Origin of the sequence: Delftia acidovorans SPH-1 (assembly GCF_000018665.1) — a bacterium.
Classification (GTDB): Bacteria; Pseudomonadota; Gammaproteobacteria; order Burkholderiales; family Burkholderiaceae_C; genus Comamonas; species Comamonas acidovorans.
In genome coordinates this window covers 2,155,940-2,171,252 of sequence record NC_010002.1, presented here as the reverse complement: position 1 = coordinate 2,171,252, position 15,313 = coordinate 2,155,940, and the positions used below count along the sequence as shown (strand labels likewise).

General features: G+C 67.7%; 14 protein-coding genes and 1 tRNA gene. 8 read left to right on the top strand and 7 right to left on the bottom strand.

Annotation, left to right across the window (positions count from 1 at the left end):
• Positions 1–30: 30 nt before the first annotated feature.
• From DACI_RS09920 to DACI_RS09900, 5 genes are all read right to left on the bottom strand, one after another.
• Positions 31–107 (bottom strand) — tRNA-Gln (locus DACI_RS09920).
• 76 nt (positions 108–183) lie between these two features.
• The gene (locus tag DACI_RS09915) at positions 184–1,194 is read right to left on the bottom strand and encodes a CobW family GTP-binding protein (protein ID WP_012203911.1); all 1,011 of its coding nucleotides are present in this window, start codon (positions 1,192–1,194) and stop codon (positions 184–186) included.
• Positions 1,191–2,855 (bottom strand): amidohydrolase, encoded by a 1,665-nt coding sequence (locus DACI_RS09910; RefSeq protein WP_012203910.1) that lies wholly within the window; start codon positions 2,853–2,855, stop codon positions 1,191–1,193. The genes DACI_RS09915 and DACI_RS09910 overlap by 4 nt, the downstream gene beginning before the upstream one ends.
• Before the next feature lie 13 nt (positions 2,856–2,868).
• Positions 2,869–4,251, bottom strand: a complete 1,383-nt coding sequence (locus tag DACI_RS09905; protein ID WP_012203909.1) for a sodium:solute symporter family protein — start codon at positions 4,249–4,251, stop codon at positions 2,869–2,871.
• Positions 4,252–4,264: 13 nt separating this feature from the next.
• Entirely contained in the window at positions 4,265–4,471 is a 207-nt protein-coding gene (locus DACI_RS09900) for a DUF3311 domain-containing protein (protein WP_012203908.1), read from the bottom strand.
• A 142-nt stretch (positions 4,472–4,613) separates the two neighbouring features.
• Between DACI_RS09900 and DACI_RS09895 the strand changes: the two genes are divergently transcribed.
• Complete coding sequence (locus tag DACI_RS09895) at positions 4,614–5,525, top strand: LysR family transcriptional regulator (protein ID WP_012203907.1); 912 nt, start codon at positions 4,614–4,616, stop codon at positions 5,523–5,525.
• A 17-nt stretch (positions 5,526–5,542) separates the two neighbouring features.
• Here the strand turns inward: DACI_RS09895 and DACI_RS09890 are convergent, their stop codons facing one another.
• The gene (locus DACI_RS09890; protein WP_043783299.1) at positions 5,543–6,445 is read right to left on the bottom strand and encodes a LysR family transcriptional regulator; all 903 of its coding nucleotides are present in this window, start codon (positions 6,443–6,445) and stop codon (positions 5,543–5,545) included.
• 157 nt (positions 6,446–6,602) lie between these two features.
• Here DACI_RS09890 and pdxA point away from each other — a divergent pair, with 157 nt between their 5' ends.
• From pdxA to DACI_RS09855, 7 genes are all read left to right on the top strand, one after another.
• Positions 6,603–8,315, top strand: a complete 1,713-nt coding sequence (gene pdxA / locus DACI_RS09885; RefSeq protein WP_050771832.1) for a 4-hydroxythreonine-4-phosphate dehydrogenase PdxA — start codon at positions 6,603–6,605, stop codon at positions 8,313–8,315.
• 1,146 nt (positions 8,316–9,461) lie between these two features.
• The gene (locus DACI_RS09880) at positions 9,462–11,657 is read left to right on the top strand and encodes an SdrD B-like domain-containing protein (protein WP_225971066.1); all 2,196 of its coding nucleotides are present in this window, start codon (positions 9,462–9,464) and stop codon (positions 11,655–11,657) included.
• A 73-nt stretch (positions 11,658–11,730) separates the two neighbouring features.
• Positions 11,731–12,342 carry a hypothetical protein gene (locus DACI_RS09875; RefSeq protein ID WP_012203903.1) on the top strand — a complete coding sequence of 204 codons (612 nt, stop codon included), beginning with the start codon at positions 11,731–11,733 and terminating at the stop codon, positions 12,340–12,342.
• Positions 12,342–12,962, top strand: a complete 621-nt coding sequence (locus DACI_RS09870; protein WP_012203902.1) for a hypothetical protein — start codon at positions 12,342–12,344, stop codon at positions 12,960–12,962. Before DACI_RS09875 ends, DACI_RS09870 begins: the two co-directional genes overlap by 1 nt.
• Positions 12,963–12,988: 26 nt before the next feature.
• Positions 12,989–13,444 carry a hypothetical protein gene (locus tag DACI_RS09865; protein ID WP_012203901.1) on the top strand — a complete coding sequence of 152 codons (456 nt, stop codon included), beginning with the start codon at positions 12,989–12,991 and terminating at the stop codon, positions 13,442–13,444.
• On the top strand, positions 13,441–14,247 hold the full coding sequence (locus DACI_RS09860; protein ID WP_012203900.1) for a fimbrial biogenesis chaperone: 807 nt from the start codon (positions 13,441–13,443) through the stop codon (positions 14,245–14,247). The genes DACI_RS09865 and DACI_RS09860 overlap by 4 nt, the downstream gene beginning before the upstream one ends.
• Positions 14,247–14,888, top strand: a complete 642-nt coding sequence (locus DACI_RS09855; RefSeq protein WP_043781097.1) for a hypothetical protein — start codon at positions 14,247–14,249, stop codon at positions 14,886–14,888. Before DACI_RS09860 ends, DACI_RS09855 begins: the two co-directional genes overlap by 1 nt.
• A gap of 33 nt (positions 14,889–14,921) precedes the next feature.
• Here DACI_RS09855 and DACI_RS09850 read toward each other — a convergent pair whose 3' ends face one another.
• Positions 14,922–15,272 (bottom strand): DUF1304 domain-containing protein, encoded by a 351-nt coding sequence (locus tag DACI_RS09850; RefSeq protein ID WP_012203898.1) that lies wholly within the window; start codon positions 15,270–15,272, stop codon positions 14,922–14,924.
• Positions 15,273–15,313 lie beyond the last annotated feature (41 nt).

Sequence of the window (15,313 nt, the reverse complement as noted above, 5' to 3'; positions counted from 1 at the left end):
ACAGCAGAACTGTCAGGGCTTTTGTCTATCTGGCAGGGGAGGAAGGACTCGAACCCTCGCATGCCGGAATCAAAATCCGGTGCCTTTACCAACTTGGCGACTCCCCTAGAAGACCTAAATTCTAATACGTTTTTTTGGGCCGAAATCCAAAATTCAGAAAATTTGGTCCAAAACGTTCTTCCATCATTCCGGCGCCAACGCGGCATCCAGCTGGCCACGAATCGCCTGCTGCCCCGCCGCCGTGAAGCAGCCAATGAAGACAAAGGCGGACCCGGCCACCTGCTCCGCGCCCAGATCCGCCACGCGCAGCCGGCCTCCCACCACATGGATTTCTTGCAAAGGCTGCTGTCCCCGCAGCCGCACGATGCCCTTGGCCCGCAGCAGCGGCACCGGCAGGGTGCGCAGTGCCTGCCTGAGGCGCTGCTTGTCGAATTGCCGGTGCGTGGTGTACGAGAAACTGGTGATTCCTGCCATCCCGGCAAGACCTGCCGTGCCATCCACGGCCCTCTTCCAGGCGCCACCTTCACCCGCAAGCGCACCCAGCAGGCGCTGCGGGTGCTGCGGTTGGCGTGGCAGGGGCACAGCGTCCAGGAAGACGGCCAGGGGAATCTCGCCGCACTGTGCGGTCAGCACCATGGTGTGCGGGGCGATCTCGGCCAGGCGCTGCCTTGCCTTGCCGATCATCGGCGCACTGGCCTGGTCGGCCTTGGTCAGCACCAGCGCCGTCGCGCCGGCGATCTGGCGGCGGACCATGTCGCCGACCAGCGGGTCGCACAGTTGCTCATCGACGTCCTGGACATCCACCGCCACCAGGATGGCGTTGAGCTGCAGCGCGGGGTCGAGCATGCCGACCTGGGCGATGCGCACGGGGTCGGAGACGCCGCTGGCCTCGATGACCAGCAGGTCCGGGCGGTCGGGCCGCGCGCCCACGGCGGCCAGGGCCTCGGCCAGCCGCCCGCCGATGGAGCAGCAGATGCAGCCGTTCTCCAGCTGCAGCACGTCGCTGCTGCGTGTGCGGATCAGGGCGGCGTCAATGTTGATCTCGCCGAAGTCGTTGACCAGCACGGCCACGCGCAGGCCATCGGCGCGCTCCAGCAGCCGGTTGAGCAAGGTGGTCTTGCCCGCGCCCAGGTAGCCGCCCACGACGACCATGGGAATGGGCGCCCGCTGCGCCGCGGCGGCCGGCGTGCTCATGGCTGGGACCCGGGCGCGGGGAAGATACGCCCGCCCAGCACGGTGCCCCAGACCTTCACGTCCTTGAGGGCGGCGGGCGCCACCGCGCGGGGATCGTCCTCCAGCACGGCGAAGTCCGCCAGCTTGCCGGGCTCGATGCTGCCCACGCGCTGCTCCAGCTTGAGGGTACGGGCCGCGCCCATGGTGATGGCGTGCAGGGCATCGTCCACCGAAAGGCGCTCGGCCTCGCCCAGCACGCGGCCTGACGCGGTTTCGCGCTGCACGGCGCACCAGGCGGTGAACAAGGGGTTGATGGGGGTGATGGGCGCATCGGAGTGCATGGAAAAGTCCATGCCCAGGCGCCGTGCGGTGCCCGCCGCATTCATGCGCGACGCCCACTCGATGCCCACGGTCTGCCCGGCGTGCGCATCGCCCCAGTAATAGAGGTGGTTGGAGAAGAAGTTGACGCACATTCCCAGGCGCGCGGCGCGCTGCAGCTGGGCGCTGCTGGCCAGCTGGCAGTGCTGCAGGGTGTGGCGATGGTCGGCGCGCGGGTGCCTGGCCAGCAGGTCCTCGATCACATCCAGCACCACCTCGGTGGCCTCGTCTCCGTTGGTGTGGATGTGCAGTTGCAGCCCGGCCAGGTGGAAGGGCTCGAACAGCGCGGGCAGCTGCGACGGCGGAATCAGCCACAGGCCGTTGGGCTGCCCGCCCGCGTAGCCGGGAGCGCGCAGGCGCGCGGTGAAGCCCTGGATGGAGCCGTCCACGATGAACTTGACGGGGCCGAACTGCAGCTTGTCGCTGGCCGACGATGCGGCAGCGGCATGCACGCGCGCGGCGCCGCCTTCCGGGTTGCGCTGCGGCGCAAAGGCCGGGACGATGCGCAGCGGATAGGCTGCGTCGCCCGTCACCTCGCGCAGCGCGGCCAGGCCCTGGGGCGAGAGATCGCTGACCAGGTCGGTGGCCGTGGTCACGCCCGCGAGCTGGGCCACGCGGCCAAACTTCCAGATCGCCTCGCGCTGCTCGGCAGCGGCCAGCGACAGCGCGCTGCCGATCACCTTCTGCACCGGATACATGGCGGCGAACTCCTGGAGTTCGCCCGTGGGCTGGCCCTCGGCGTCCTTGTGGATGCCGTCGATATCGGTGTCCTCGTCGATGCCGGCCAGCGCCAGCATGGCCGAGTTCACATTCATCAGGTGCACGCTGGCGTGCAGGATGACGATGGGCCGCGTGGTGGAGACGCGGTCCAGCTCGCGCACCGACAGCCGGCTGCTGCCAAAGAGGATGGGATCGAACCCCCAGGCCAGCAGCGTGGCCTGCGCGTCGGGCAGGGCACGCTCGGCCTCGGCCAGGCGGGCCAGCACGGCGTCCAGCGTGCGCAGGCCGGGCCACAGCCGCCCGTCGGGATCGCGGCGGTCAAAGTAGCCCAGGTAGACCGCATCCCACATGGCGCCTTCCATCAGGTGGCTGTGGGCCTCGATCAGGCCGGGCATGAACACCTTGCCGCGCAGGTGGTCGATGCGTTCGGCATCGGGCCAGGCGGCCATGTCGGTCTCGCCGCCCACCGCCAGCACCGTGCTGCCCCGCACGGCCACATGGGTGGCCTGTGGCTGGGCCGGGTTCATGGTGAGGATGGTGCGCGCCGCGAAGATGCGCACACGCTCGCTGGTTTCGTGGTTCATGGGGATGTTTCCCTCAGGCGGTCTTGACGTGTGCCGCACGCGGCAGGCAGTGGACGATGGCCGTGACCAGCAGGTTCAGCGCCAGGCTGATGAAGCCCAGGTTGATGCCGCCGAAGTCCGGTTGCTGCAGGTACAGCACGATGGCCAGCGCCTGCCCGCAGACGATGCCCAGGGCAATGGCCAGGGGCCGGATGCGCCAGCCAAACAGGATGGCCATCATTCCCGGGAAGAACTGCGTCACGCCGTAGTAGGTGGTGTTGATCAGGGTCAGCATCAGGTTGGGCGTGAGCAGCGTCATCACGATGGACAGCAGCAGGTAGATGACGATCACCACCTTGGCGCCCTGCTTTTGCTTGGCCTCGGGCAGGCCGGGCAGCAGGTTGCGCGCCACGATGGGGCCGATGGCCAGGCAGATGCCCGCCAGCACCAGCAGGCCCGACAGCGCGGCGCCTGCGGCCACCAGCCCCAGCAGCCAGTCGGGCAGCAGGCGAACGGCAGCGGCGAAGAAGGCCTCGTTGGGCGATGCCAGTTCCAGGTTCTGGCTGATGGCGTAGTACGAGGCCAGCACCAGGAACGGGTACATCAGCATGTACAGCGGCATGGCGATCTGCGTGCGGCGAATGGTGTGCGAACTCTTGGCCGTGAAGAAGTTCTGCACGGCGAACGGCATCATGTAAAAGCCCAGCGCCTGGAACAGCATGGTGCTCATGGAAAAGCGCAGCTGCGTATCGGTCATGTGGTTGCTGACCTTGGCGCTGGCGGCGGCGAACACATCGCCCACCCCGGCATGCCAGCCCACGGCCACGCCCGTGGCGATGATGGCCACCACCATGAGGATGTCCTTGAGGATGGCGATATAGGCCGAGGCACGCACGCCCGAGATGGCGATGTAGGTGAAGGCCAGGCCCGCCGAGATCAGCAGCAGGTGCAGCGGCTGGAAGTTCCAGCCCAGCCCCTTGAGCGCCGCCACCAGCCCCGTGAACTGCAGCTGGCCCCAGGGCAGCAGGAACAGGATGGCCGAGCCGGCCACGATCAGCTCCAGCGCGCGGCTGCCGAAGTGGCCCTTGAACAGGTCCGGCAGGGTGATGGCGTTGTGGCGCAGGCCGGCCTTCCAGATCATGGGGCCGAGGAAGTAGCCCAGCGGATAGGCCAGCAGGATGTAGCCCAGGAACCAGACGCCATAGGTCGGCCCCTTGGCGTAGATGCCGCCCGGAAAGCCGACCATGGTGCCGATGCTGTAGATCTCGCCGGCGGCGAGGAAAAACACCAGGAAGGCGCCGAACTGGCGCGAGGCGACGAAGAAGTCATGCACGCTTTGCGCACCCTTGCCCGTGCGCGAGCGGATGGCCAGGTACAGGGACAGTGCGATGAAGCCCAGGAAGACTGCGGTGGTCATGGCGGTGCTCCCTTCAGGCCGACTGCACGTCGTCGGCTTCGTGGCGGTCGAACATCAGCCAGCACACGAGCATGCACAGCGACGTCAGCACGAACCACATGAAGATCCACAGGTAGATGAAGGGCACGCCGAGCAGATGGCGATCGACGGACGCGACCCAGGGAAGCAGGCCGATCACCGCGATGTACGGGATGCCTATGCCGATGAACAGCTTGAGCATGGTTTGTCTCCTTTTGCTCCGATGAAAGAGTTGGCGGTTGTGGCCGCTCTATAGGACGTTTCAATGTCCATGGATGCGATCTTAGGAAGTGCCTACCTATAATTCAAATGAGAAATTAGCCAACAAACCATGAGGATCACGCATGGATACCCAGAAGCTGCGGCACTTGCTGGCCATCGTCGAGCACGGCACTTTTTCGGACGCGGCGCGCGCCGTGCACCTGACCCAGCCGGCGCTGAGCCGCAGCATCCGCGCGCTGGAAGACGAGCTCCGGGCGCAGCTGTTCGACCGGGGCGCGCGGCGTGCCCGGCTGACGGTCTTCGGCGAACTGGTGGCCGAGCGCGCACGCCGCATGCGGCTGGAGGAAACCCAGCTGCGGCGCGACCTGGAGCTGCTGCGCGGCGGCCAGGAGGGCGCACTGGCCATAGGCGTGGCGCCGGCCCCCGCGGCACTGCTGCTCAAGCCCTTTCTGATCCACATGGCGCAGGCGCATCCGCGCATCAAGGTGCGCACCGAGATGGGCGCCACCAGCGCCCTGCTGGAGCTGCTGCGCAATGAATCGATAGACGCCATCGTCGGCGACGCCTATGTGCTGCGCGCCGCCGATGACGTGGACATGGAGCTGCTGGGCGAGTTGCCCGCCGGCCTGGTCTGCCGCGCGGGCCACCCCGTGCTGCAAAACCCCGGCATGGACGAGATCCGCCGCTACCCCCTGGCCACCACCACGCTGAGCACGGCCATGGCGCGGCAACTGGCCGAGCTGTGGGGCGAGGGCGCCGAGCCCGACAAGCTGTTCACCCTGCACTGCAACAACCTGGAACTGCTGCGCAGCGTGACCCTGGCCACGGACACCTTGCTGTTCGGCGTGCTGTCCATCACGCGCCAGGAGCGCGCCAGCGGCACCATGGCCGAAGTGCCCCTGCCCGCCGATCCCCGGCGCTGCGGCCGCTACGGCATGGCGCGCATGGGCGCGCGCAGCCTGTCACCGGCGCTGGAAACCGTCTATGCATTCACCCGCACGCACTGGCGGGAGCTGTCCGAGCACGACCAGTGAAGCCGGGCAGGCGCAAGTCATGCGTCGGCCCGCGCCAGCGGCAATGTCTGCGTGCGCAGCCACTCCAGCACCAGGGCGAAGCGGGCCTCGTCATGCACCGGCCTGGGTGACATGAGCACGTAGTGCGAGCCGTCGGCCACAAAGCCGCGCGGCGCGCACAGGGTGCCGCTGGCCAGATCGTCGGCCACCAGCGCCAGCGGCCCGATGGCAATGCCCGCCCCGGCAACGGCGGCCTGCAGGCTCAGGTAGAAATGCTCGAAGCGGGCCTCGCGCCCGGGCTGCAGCGGCACGCCGGTCAGCTCACTCCAATGCCGCCATGCGTCCGGGCGCGATGCCGTGTGCAGCAGCACGCCGCCCAGCGGCCCGGAGCGTGCCAGCGTCTTCGCAAGTGCAGGCCGGCACACGGGACCCACGTGCTCCTGCAAAAAGGGCTCGGCAACCACATCGGCGCCCAAGTCGAAATCCGCGCGGCGTATGGCCAGATCGATGCCTTCACGCGCAAAGGGCACCGAGCCGCCGGCCGATACCAGGCGCAGCTCGCGCTGCGTGCCGATCGCTTCCTGCAAACCGCCCAGGCGGGGAATCAGCCAGCGCATCAGAAAGGTGGGCTCGCAGGACAGCACCAGCGGCCGGTCCGGCCCGGCGGCCTGCCGCGCTCGGCCCAGCGCGCCGCGCAGGCGCTCCAGCGCCAGGGCCACCTCCTCGGCCAGCACACGCGCCGTGGGGGTGGCAATGATGCTGCGGTTGCTGCGCTGGAACAGCGCAAAGCCCAGCGCCTCTTCCATGTCGCGCACGGCGCGGCTCACGGCGCCATCGGTCAGGTGCAGCTCGCGCGCGGCCTTGGAAACGCTGCCATGGCGCACCGTGGCCTCGAAGGCACGCAGGGCGGACAGCGGCGGCATATGGGTGGGTGGGGCCATGGGACTGGAGGGCGGCATCGGACACATCGGACACATCGAAGAAAGGGAGTGGGGGAGAGATTTCAGTTGACTTTTGATCAACTGAATACTGAATCCATATCGATTTTCTGCAGTGCGATTTTCATGCAAAGTACCTCCATCGATTGAGCTTTCAGCAATGACCATGAATGAAGCCCCCACCATCGCCCCCGCACCCCTGGCCATCACCATGGGCGATCCCGTGGGCATAGGCCCCGAGATCATCGTCAAACTGGCCATGGACCCTGCCCGGCCCCATGCGCCTTTTTTCGTCATCGGCGACACGGGGCGGCTGCAGCGGGCAGCCGACATGCTGGGCGTGCGCCCGCGCATCCAAGCCATCGATGCGCCGGCCCAGGTTCCCGCCACCGTGCCACCCGCCACCCTCTTCGTGCTCCAGACCGGAGGCCCGCTGCCCGAGGACCTGGCCTGGGGACGCATCGATGCGCGCGCCGGGGCCGCCTGCCATGCCTACATACAGCGCGGCATCGACCTGGCCCTGGCCGGCGAAGTCGCAGGCCTGGTGACCGCCCCCATCCACAAGGAGGCGCTGCGCGCCGCGGGCTGCCCGCATCCGGGCCATACCGAGATGCTGGCCGAGCGTTCGGGCACGCGCGACTTCGCCATGATGCTCGCCAATGACGAGCTGCGGGTGCTGCTGGTCTCCATCCACGTGCCGCTGCAGCAGGCCATTGCCGCAGTCACGCCGGACAACGAACTGCGTGCCATCCGCCTTGCGCACCAGGCCTGCCGGGCGTTCGGCATCGCCCGGCCCCGTGTGGCCGTGGCGGGACTCAATCCGCACGCCGGCGAGAACGGGCTGTTCGGGGACGAGGACCGCTCGGTGATCATCCCCGCCATTGCAGCCGCACGGGCCGAAGGCATAGACGCCAACGGCCCCTGGCCGGGCGACACGGTCTTCATGCGGGCACGCCGGGGCGAGTTCGACGTGGTGGTCGCCCAATACCATGACCAGGGGCTGATTCCCGTGAAGTACCTGGGCGTCGAGCAGGGCGTGAACATTACCGTGGGCCTGCCCTTCGTGCGCACCTCGGTGGACCACGGCACGGCCTTCGACATCGCCGGCACGGGCCGTGCGGACCATGCCAGCCTGGCCTGCGCGCTGCGCCAGGCGGCGGCCATGGTGCAGGCGGGCCGCTCCGGCGCCAGCGGGCAGGCGCAGCGCCCGGACTTCATCTTCATGCTCACGCAGCAGGACAAGACCATTGCCGATGCGCGCGAGCGGCTGCGCGAAGTGCTGGCCCAGGGCGTGCGCCATGTGGGCTTCAAGGACATAGGCCTGCCCCTGCCACAGCTGCGCGAGCTGGCCCGGGACATCCGCGCGGGCGGTGCCAGGGTCTATCTGGAAGTCGTCAGCCTGGACGAGGCCAGCGAGGTGGCTTCGGCCCGCGCGGCGGTGGAGCTCGGTGTGGACGTTCTCATGGGCGGCACGCGCCCCGAGGCGGTGCTGCCCGTGCTGCGCGGCAGCGGCATTGCCTACTATCCGTTTCCCGGCAGGATCAGCGGGCATCCGAGCGTGCTTTCAGGGCCGGCCGAGGACATCGTGGCCAGCGCGCGCCGCATCGCGGGGCTGGAGGGCGTTCATGGCCTGGACCTGCTGGCCTACCGTTTCCGGGGCGACGTGCCGGCCCTGATCAAGGCGGTCTGCGATGCGGTGGACAAGCCCGTGGTCGTGGCCGGCTCCATTGATCGCAGCGAACGCATCGCGGCCGTGCTTGCCAGCGGTGCCGCGGGTTTCACGGTAGGCACCGCCGCCTTCGAGGAGACTTTTCCAGCCGCGCGGCCCGGGCTGGCGGCGCAGTTGCAGGCCATACAGGCGCTGGTGGACTGAGAGCGGGCCGGCCACCGCGCGCACCTCCCGCAACTCCCGCACCTCAGACAACGCACGCAACTCTCGCACCTCTCGCGCCTGCCACGCCTCCCGCACATTCCGCGCGCCGGTGTCACGGGCCAGCAACTGGCGCCGCTCGGCTTCGGCCAGGCGGTGGGTCTTCAGCCGCTGGACCACATGGAACTGGCGCTTCTTGGTCATGAGGGACGCGCCGCCTGCAAAGCCTTCCATGCGGCTTGCCGCCTTGCCATGCTGCGGGGCATTCCAGGGATACAGGCCTGCCACCAGGGTCACAACGGCAGCCAACACCATGACCACGAGCGCCCTCCAGGGTGCCCGGGGTCTGCGTTGGCCTTGCCTGTGATGCGCCTGAGAGTTCATGAAGACAGGGCAAATGATTGCGGCAGCTTGCATTGGTGCAGGTGCTTTAGCCTGCATCAATGAACCTGGCCGGATACCAGTCCAAAAACCAATCAGAACCTGGCGCACTTCAGTTGCGCCATTCCTTGATTCTCCAGCAGCCGGAATCCGATGAGAACCCTCGTTTTCCAACAGATGCATTGCCTGAATACGGAGATTACGCCCAGCGACCTCTATTGCCGCATGAAAAACAAATGATTCATTGCTATCAATAGAAAACCTGAAACCCATCCATGGCCAAAAAGCAAAGCCTGCCAACTGCCCTCTGGGCACTGCCAGCCAGGCACCGCAGCGCCACAGATGAACATCGAATGGCATCACCATTTCCCCTACCATCCGGCAGCGTGTCGTCCTACTGGATAAACCATGCCATTTAGGGAACGATGATATTCACCCTGAATACCTCTCATTCGGCACACCATTGACAACGGCCGGTCTTTGAAGTGCAGCGCCGGTATTTGCAGGGCCCAATCGATGGCTGCACGCATTCAGCCATTTTCCGCAGTTTTGTGATCCGTTGTTTTGGCCAGATGGCTTGGCATCCGATGAATAAAGCAGGGATCTTGGTTGATGATTCGAACGCTGCCGCGGACCGTTGCCGGCCCCGCTGGAGTCTGGTCGGGCCTGCCGCTCGCGTGCCTTGGGTGGAGCCTGGCAGCCGCTCCCGTCTTCCTGTGCGGCGCACAGGCGCAAACACCTTCTTCGGCGGCCGTTGCCGGTACCTCCATGGCTGAGGCACGCATCGAATCCCTGGACCGCGACCAGGCCGAGCAGGCCCGGTTCAAGGCACTCTCCGAAGGGGCCGCCCCCGCCTACCAGGACCGTTTCATGGATCCGGACGAGATCGCACAGTCCGCTGCCGCCGAGCCCGAAGCCGAGCAGCCCGAGGGCTTTCGCGCCTGGGTGGTGGAAAGCCGCCTGGGCCTGGGCGAATCCCGCACCACCGGCTATGGCCGCCAGCGCGCCACAGAAATCGGCCAGCGCCTCGAATACCGCCGCGAGACACTGAACTACGGCGAGTTCACCCTGCAGGCCGAAGGCCGGCACCTGAGCGGCGACAACTTTGGCAATGGCCTGGGTATGGGTGGCTTGAGTATTGGTGGCTTGAGTATTGGTGGCCTGGGCTATGCCCGGCAAGCCACGAGCGAGCGCTTCACGCTGCGCAACCTTGGCTTTCCGCTGACCACGCAGACCTTCGCCGACACGGCCGTGGGCGACCTCTACAGCGAGCTGACCGATGGCCTGGCGCGCAACTACCGGCTGTCGCTGGGCTCGACCACGGTGCGCGGCGCCTCGGCGCGCATCTTCCGCCCGGATCTGGACCTGCGCGCGGGCTACGGCCAGCGCGGCCTTCTCACGGGAGGGCCCTACCCCGGGTTCGAGAAAAACCAGGGCACGCTGGGCTGGCTGGGCGCCACCGTGCGGCTGGATGGCCCCTGGTTTGCCGCCTTCCAGCTGGACCAGGCCAACGATGTTCCCGCCTACTACAGTCCCAGGCACTACCCCGGCGATGACACGCAATACGACCCCGGCTCCGCCCTGGGCCTGGGCAGCAAGCGCGTGACCAGCTGGGCCGCCTCGCTGGGCTACGGGCGCGGCGTGCTGCGCGATGGCGACTTCAGGCTCCGCACCACGCTGCTGGGCAGCCGTACCAGCGCGCCCCTGTTTTCTCCAGCGGCAGGCACCGCCGGCACGGAGGGCAGCAGCGCCCAGGGCCTGTTCATCGAGGCCAGCGCGCGCGCTGGCGCCTACCGCCATGAATTCGGCCTGCATGCAGCCCAGCCCCAGCTGCACTTTGGCGACTACGCGCTGTCCAGCGCGGCGCGCGGCGCCTATTGGCGCGTGGACCGCCATGTCACCCGCCTGAGCTGGGGCATGGGGCTGGACTACGAACGCACGCCGCAAACCACGGCGCAGGATACAGGCTTTCAACTGTCGGGCTACCGCCGCCTGGGGGCGAATGGCAATGCCCAATACCAGTTCGACCGGCACACGGCCGTGGGCGGCAGCTTCAGCGCCTACCAGACGCGCAACGATGCGGGCACCGCAGGCGGCGGCCAATCGCGCAGCCTTTATGGCAGCGCGTTCTACCAGACCCGCTTTTTCGACTGGCCGCGCAGCCGCTTCATGCTGACCGTTCGGCGCAACGAGCTCATCGTGCTGGGCGACTCCTCCGCGACGGGCCAGGAGGTGCAGTGGGAGCAGGACTGGGCCGGTGCACGCCAGGCAACGCTGCGGTCCGAGCTCACCACCACGCTGGGCTATGCGCGCGACCGCAGCGGCGGCATGTCGCGCAACTATCCAACAGCCGGGCTGCAATGGCGCTACTGGCTGGAAAGCGGGCTGCAGCTGGCCGGCAACCTGCGCTACACCTCGCAAAGCGGCAGCCTCTACACCAGCCGGGGCCTGTCGGGCTCGCTGTCGGCCGAGAAGGAACTGGGCCGAGGCTGGCGCATGGGCTTCATGGCGCACTTCAACCAGGCCCGGTCCTCGCTGCTGCCCACGCCCTCTTCCCTGCCCAACCTCTACCGCAGCGACGAGAAGACTGCCTATGTCTACCTGCGCTGGGAAGGCAGCGCGGGCACGGCCTATGCGGCCGCAGGCGCACCCGGTGAAGGCGTGGGCGGCGGTAGCCTGTCCGGCCGCGTGTTCTACGACGCCAACCGCGACGGCGAACAGCAGGCGGGCGAGGTGGGCGTGGCCGGCGTCGAGGTGGTGCTTGACGGCCGCTACCGCACGGTGACCGACCGCGATGGCCAGTTCGAATTCCCGGTGGTGCCCACGGGCCACCACCGGCTGTCGCTCACCCAGGAAAGCGTACCGCTGCCCTGGGGCGCCTCCGGCGACAACACCAGCAGCGTGCACGTGCCCCTGCGCGGCCAGGCCTCGGCGTCGATTGCCGTGGTCAAGGTGGGCGAGTGAGTGAATGAGTGAATGAATGACTGATTAAGGCGCACAGGCTTCCCAGGCAACCCGTTCCATCCAAGGAGATTCCATGAACCGAACACCCATCGCCCAACGCCTGCTGGCCGCATCGCTCGGCGGCCTCGGCCTGGCCCTGACCGCGTTGCCTGCCATGGCCGAGAGCCAGTACGGATCGGGCACCGGAACCATCACGGCCCAGGCCAAGGTCAACCTCAGCGTGACCGTGCCCAAGCTCATCTTGCTGCGCGTGGGCTCGACCAATACCACGGTGGACACGGTGACCTGGACCTCGACGCTGAGCATCCCCGGCGTGCCCACCACGCCGCTGGCCTCCGTCAACAACACCAATGTGGACTGGAACGGCGCCGCGCCCACCGTGGCCACCGCCTCGGCTGCCGCCACGCTCACGGTCTATGCCTGGACCAATGCCGGCGCCGGCACCATCAACTGCGCGGTCGGCGCCTGGAATGCCACGGGCGGCCCCGCCAATGCGGACTTCACCGTCACGACCACAGGCACCCTGCCCCACCCCGGGCCCAATCTGGGTGCCTGCGCATCCACCTCGTTCCCTTCCAACGTGGTTGCTACGGGAACCTGGGCGTATGCGCTGGGAGGTACGCCGGCCAGCTGGGCTGCCAATACCTATACCAACGTCATCACGTATACGGCCCAGGGCATCTGATGGACAAGGCATTGCCTCGCCTGCTGGCCGCAGCGGCCCTCTGCGTTGTGCAGCCGCCCGCGCAGGCCGTGTTCACCATCGTGACCGACACAGACCTGCTCAACTACAGTCTGACACTGCGCGTGGGCACGTCCGGGGCAACCGTGGACACCGTGGCCTTCAGCGTGACGGGAGCCAACGCCGGCCTCACGCCCGTGGCCGTGACGGGCACGCCCAGCATCAGTGTCTCGGTGTCTCCCACACGTCCCGCGCTGGGCACCGCCGTGGCCCGGCCAGTCACCCTGGTCGTCGATTCATCCACCGCACTTTCCTGCCAGTCGGGTGGCTGCGGCAGCGCGACCATTCCGTTCAGCAAGATCAGTTGGGTGGCATCGAACAACGGCAATGCTGCGTCCGGCGACATACAGAACGGGCGCTTCACCGCCAGCGCCGGCCAGTCCATCGCCAGCTACAACGCCAACGCATCCGTCTGTTCTGGCGCGCTGTGCCCGGTCGCTGGCTGGACCGTCCAGTCACGGCAACTGACCGGCACCGTGCTGCAGTTCACCTACGACAACGACGTGGTCTACCCGGGCGGCAACTACAAGGGCACCGTGCGCTTCACGGCATCGATGGTATGAGGCGGTTGGCCTGGCCGCTCCTGTGCATGGCACTGGCTTGGGCCACGGCCCTCGCGGCGCATGCCGAAGTGGCGCGGCTGGACGACTCGGCTTCGCCCCGGTCCCAGGTGCGCAGCGACTTCGCCCGGGCCAGGGTCGTCGGCGAGCGGCTGCTGGAGCTGCCCATGGGACGCATCGAATACCGGCTGGCCACGGCGCCCCATGTCGGCCGCACGGCGCGCATCTTCTATGTGATTCCCGCCCTGGTCACGGGCCTGCGCTCACCTGCGGGCATGCAGGTGCAGTGGCGCGGCAACGGCGTCTTTGCGGGCGGCACGGGCCGGCCCGGCGACCGGGTCCAGGTCTGGAACGGCGTGGTCCGCACGCCCTGGATGGCCGAGGTTTTCGACCTCACGCTGCACATCGACCCCGCCGAGCTGCGCCTGACCCGGGGCTCGGCGCTGAGCTTCGAGTCCTACTTCGAGATCGAGACCCTGCCATGAAAGCTCCTCTCATCGCCGCTTCACTGGCCCTGCTGATCGCCTGCAGCGGCGCCGCCGCCGCACCGTTCGAGCTGGCCGTGGCGCCCTCGCGTTTCGAGCTGTCGGCCAAGCCGGGTGCGCGCACGGGCCAATCGCTGGACATCCACAACCTGGCCTCGGCACCCACCGAGGTGGCCATGCGCACCATCGACTGGACCTATTCCGACACGGGCGACATCACCTACCACGACGAACTGCTGCCCGGCAGTTGCCGGCCCTGGGTGCTGCTGGAGCGGCGCAGCGTCACGATTGCAGGCCGCAGCAAGAAGGCCTTCCGCTTCCAGGTGGAGCCGCCTGCCGATGCGCCGCGCGGCGAATGCCGCTTCATGATCGCCATCGAAGGCGTGGAGCCCGCGCAGCAGACCGTCATACGCAGCGGCGGCGCCAGCCTGAGCCTGCCTGTCACGGGCCGCATCGCGGTGGCCGTCTACGTGACGCTGGGAGGTGCTTCGCCCCAGCTGGACATTCGCCAGCTTTCCATGGCCGAAGACGGCAAGACGCGCCGCGCCCTGGTCACCGTCAGCAACACCGGCGATGCCCATGGCCGGCTGGAAGGCAGCCTGGACGCCGTGGACAACAAGGGCCGCCGCTTCGAACTGGTGCCGGAAGGCACGCCCATACTGCCCGGCCAGACACGCACGCTGGCCCTCATGCCCAAGGGCGAAGACGGCCAGCCCGCCCCGCAGCCCGTGTATCCGGTCAAGGCCAAGGGCAGCCTGGACTGGGAAAAAGGCAGCTTCAAGATCGATGTGGAACTGAAGTGATGGCAACCAGGCCGATGGCGTGGCTGGCCCTGTCCATGGCGTTGGGCGGCCTGGGTCACGCCGCGCATGCGGCGTCCAGCACCACAGGCCCCAGCCTGCTGGTGCCGCTGAGCACCTCGGTGAACCTGGACTTCACCATCGCCATCGACAAGTTCATCTTCTTTCGCATCGGCGACGGCACCTGGCCCACGCCCGGCGGCACGACCAGCAGCGTGGCCTTTGTGCTCGCCCCGTCCATCCCTGGCGTGCCCACCACGCCCGTGGCGGGCAGCAACACCTCGGTGAACTGGAGCGGCGCGGCCCCCAGCTTCAGCATCACGCCCAGCGGCAATGTGCTGCCGGTGGAGGTGCGCAGCAACGCAGGCCAAGTCACGCTGCGCGCAACCGCCACCACGGCGCTGACCAGCGGGGCCAATACCATCCCGCTGTCGGAGATCACCATCGCCACCAGCGACAGCAACCTGCCCGCGCCGCTGATACCCAATACGGGAACGGGCGCAGCGGTCAACGTGGTGGCCACCGCCTTTGCGGGGCTGGTCACCCAGCGCACGGCGAACTGGACCCTGTCCTATGCCAACCTGGCCTCCCGCAGGGCAGGCACCTACACCGGGCAGGTCACCTTCACGGCCAGCTCGCCCTGAGCGCTTTGGGAGCTTTGGGCGCTTTGGGCGCGCTCAAAGGCCCAGGTACAGCGCAATCAGCGACACAGCCGCCGGCACGGCCTGCACCCAGAGGATCTTGCGGCTGGCCGTGGCGGCGCCATACACGCCGGCCACCAGCACGCAGATCAGGAAGAAGTACTTGAAGCCCAGGCCATCGGCCCCCTGCGCCAGCCCCCAGATCAGCCCGGCGGCGAGAAAGCCGTTGTACAGGCCCTGGTTGGCGGCCAGTGTCCTGGTCTGCTGGGCAAATTCGGGCGTCAGGCCAAACGCGCGGCGTCCGGCCGGCTTGTCCCAGAGAAACATCTCCAGCACGAGGATGTAGACATGGATTGCGGCGACGATGCCGATGAGTACGTTGGCCATCTGGGGTGGGAAGAAAGTGGATAGGCCTCTGTATACGGGAT

What these genes read in the sequence shown, in the direction of transcription:
- DACI_RS09890 (WP_043783299.1), bottom strand. Translation starts at nt 6,445, where the DNA reads ATGGCCCCACCCACCCATATGCCGCCGCTGTCCGCCCTGCGTGCCTTC.
- DACI_RS09880 (WP_225971066.1), top strand. Translation starts at nt 9,462, where the DNA reads ATGGCTGAGGCACGCATCGAATCCCTGGACCGCGACCAGGCCGAGCAG.
- DACI_RS09870 (WP_012203902.1), top strand. Translation starts at nt 12,342, where the DNA reads ATGGACAAGGCATTGCCTCGCCTGCTGGCCGCAGCGGCCCTCTGCGTT.
- DACI_RS09895 (WP_012203907.1), top strand. Translation starts at nt 4,614, where the DNA reads ATGGATACCCAGAAGCTGCGGCACTTGCTGGCCATCGTCGAGCACGGC.
- DACI_RS09910 (WP_012203910.1), bottom strand. Translation starts at nt 2,855, where the DNA reads ATGAACCACGAAACCAGCGAGCGTGTGCGCATCTTCGCGGCGCGCACC.
- DACI_RS09860 (WP_012203900.1), top strand. Translation starts at nt 13,441, where the DNA reads ATGAAAGCTCCTCTCATCGCCGCTTCACTGGCCCTGCTGATCGCCTGC.
- DACI_RS09855 (WP_043781097.1), top strand. Translation starts at nt 14,247, where the DNA reads ATGGCAACCAGGCCGATGGCGTGGCTGGCCCTGTCCATGGCGTTGGGC.
- pdxA (WP_050771832.1), top strand. Translation starts at nt 6,603, where the DNA reads ATGACCATGAATGAAGCCCCCACCATCGCCCCCGCACCCCTGGCCATC.
- DACI_RS09865 (WP_012203901.1), top strand. Translation starts at nt 12,989, where the DNA reads ATGGCACTGGCTTGGGCCACGGCCCTCGCGGCGCATGCCGAAGTGGCG.
- DACI_RS09900 (WP_012203908.1), bottom strand. Translation starts at nt 4,471, where the DNA reads ATGCTCAAGCTGTTCATCGGCATAGGCATCCCGTACATCGCGGTGATC.
- DACI_RS09875 (WP_012203903.1), top strand. Translation starts at nt 11,731, where the DNA reads ATGAACCGAACACCCATCGCCCAACGCCTGCTGGCCGCATCGCTCGGC.
- DACI_RS09915 (WP_012203911.1), bottom strand. Translation starts at nt 1,194, where the DNA reads ATGAGCACGCCGGCCGCCGCGGCGCAGCGGGCGCCCATTCCCATGGTC.
- DACI_RS09905 (WP_012203909.1), bottom strand. Translation starts at nt 4,251, where the DNA reads ATGACCACCGCAGTCTTCCTGGGCTTCATCGCACTGTCCCTGTACCTG.
- DACI_RS09850 (WP_012203898.1), bottom strand. Translation starts at nt 15,272, where the DNA reads ATGGCCAACGTACTCATCGGCATCGTCGCCGCAATCCATGTCTACATC.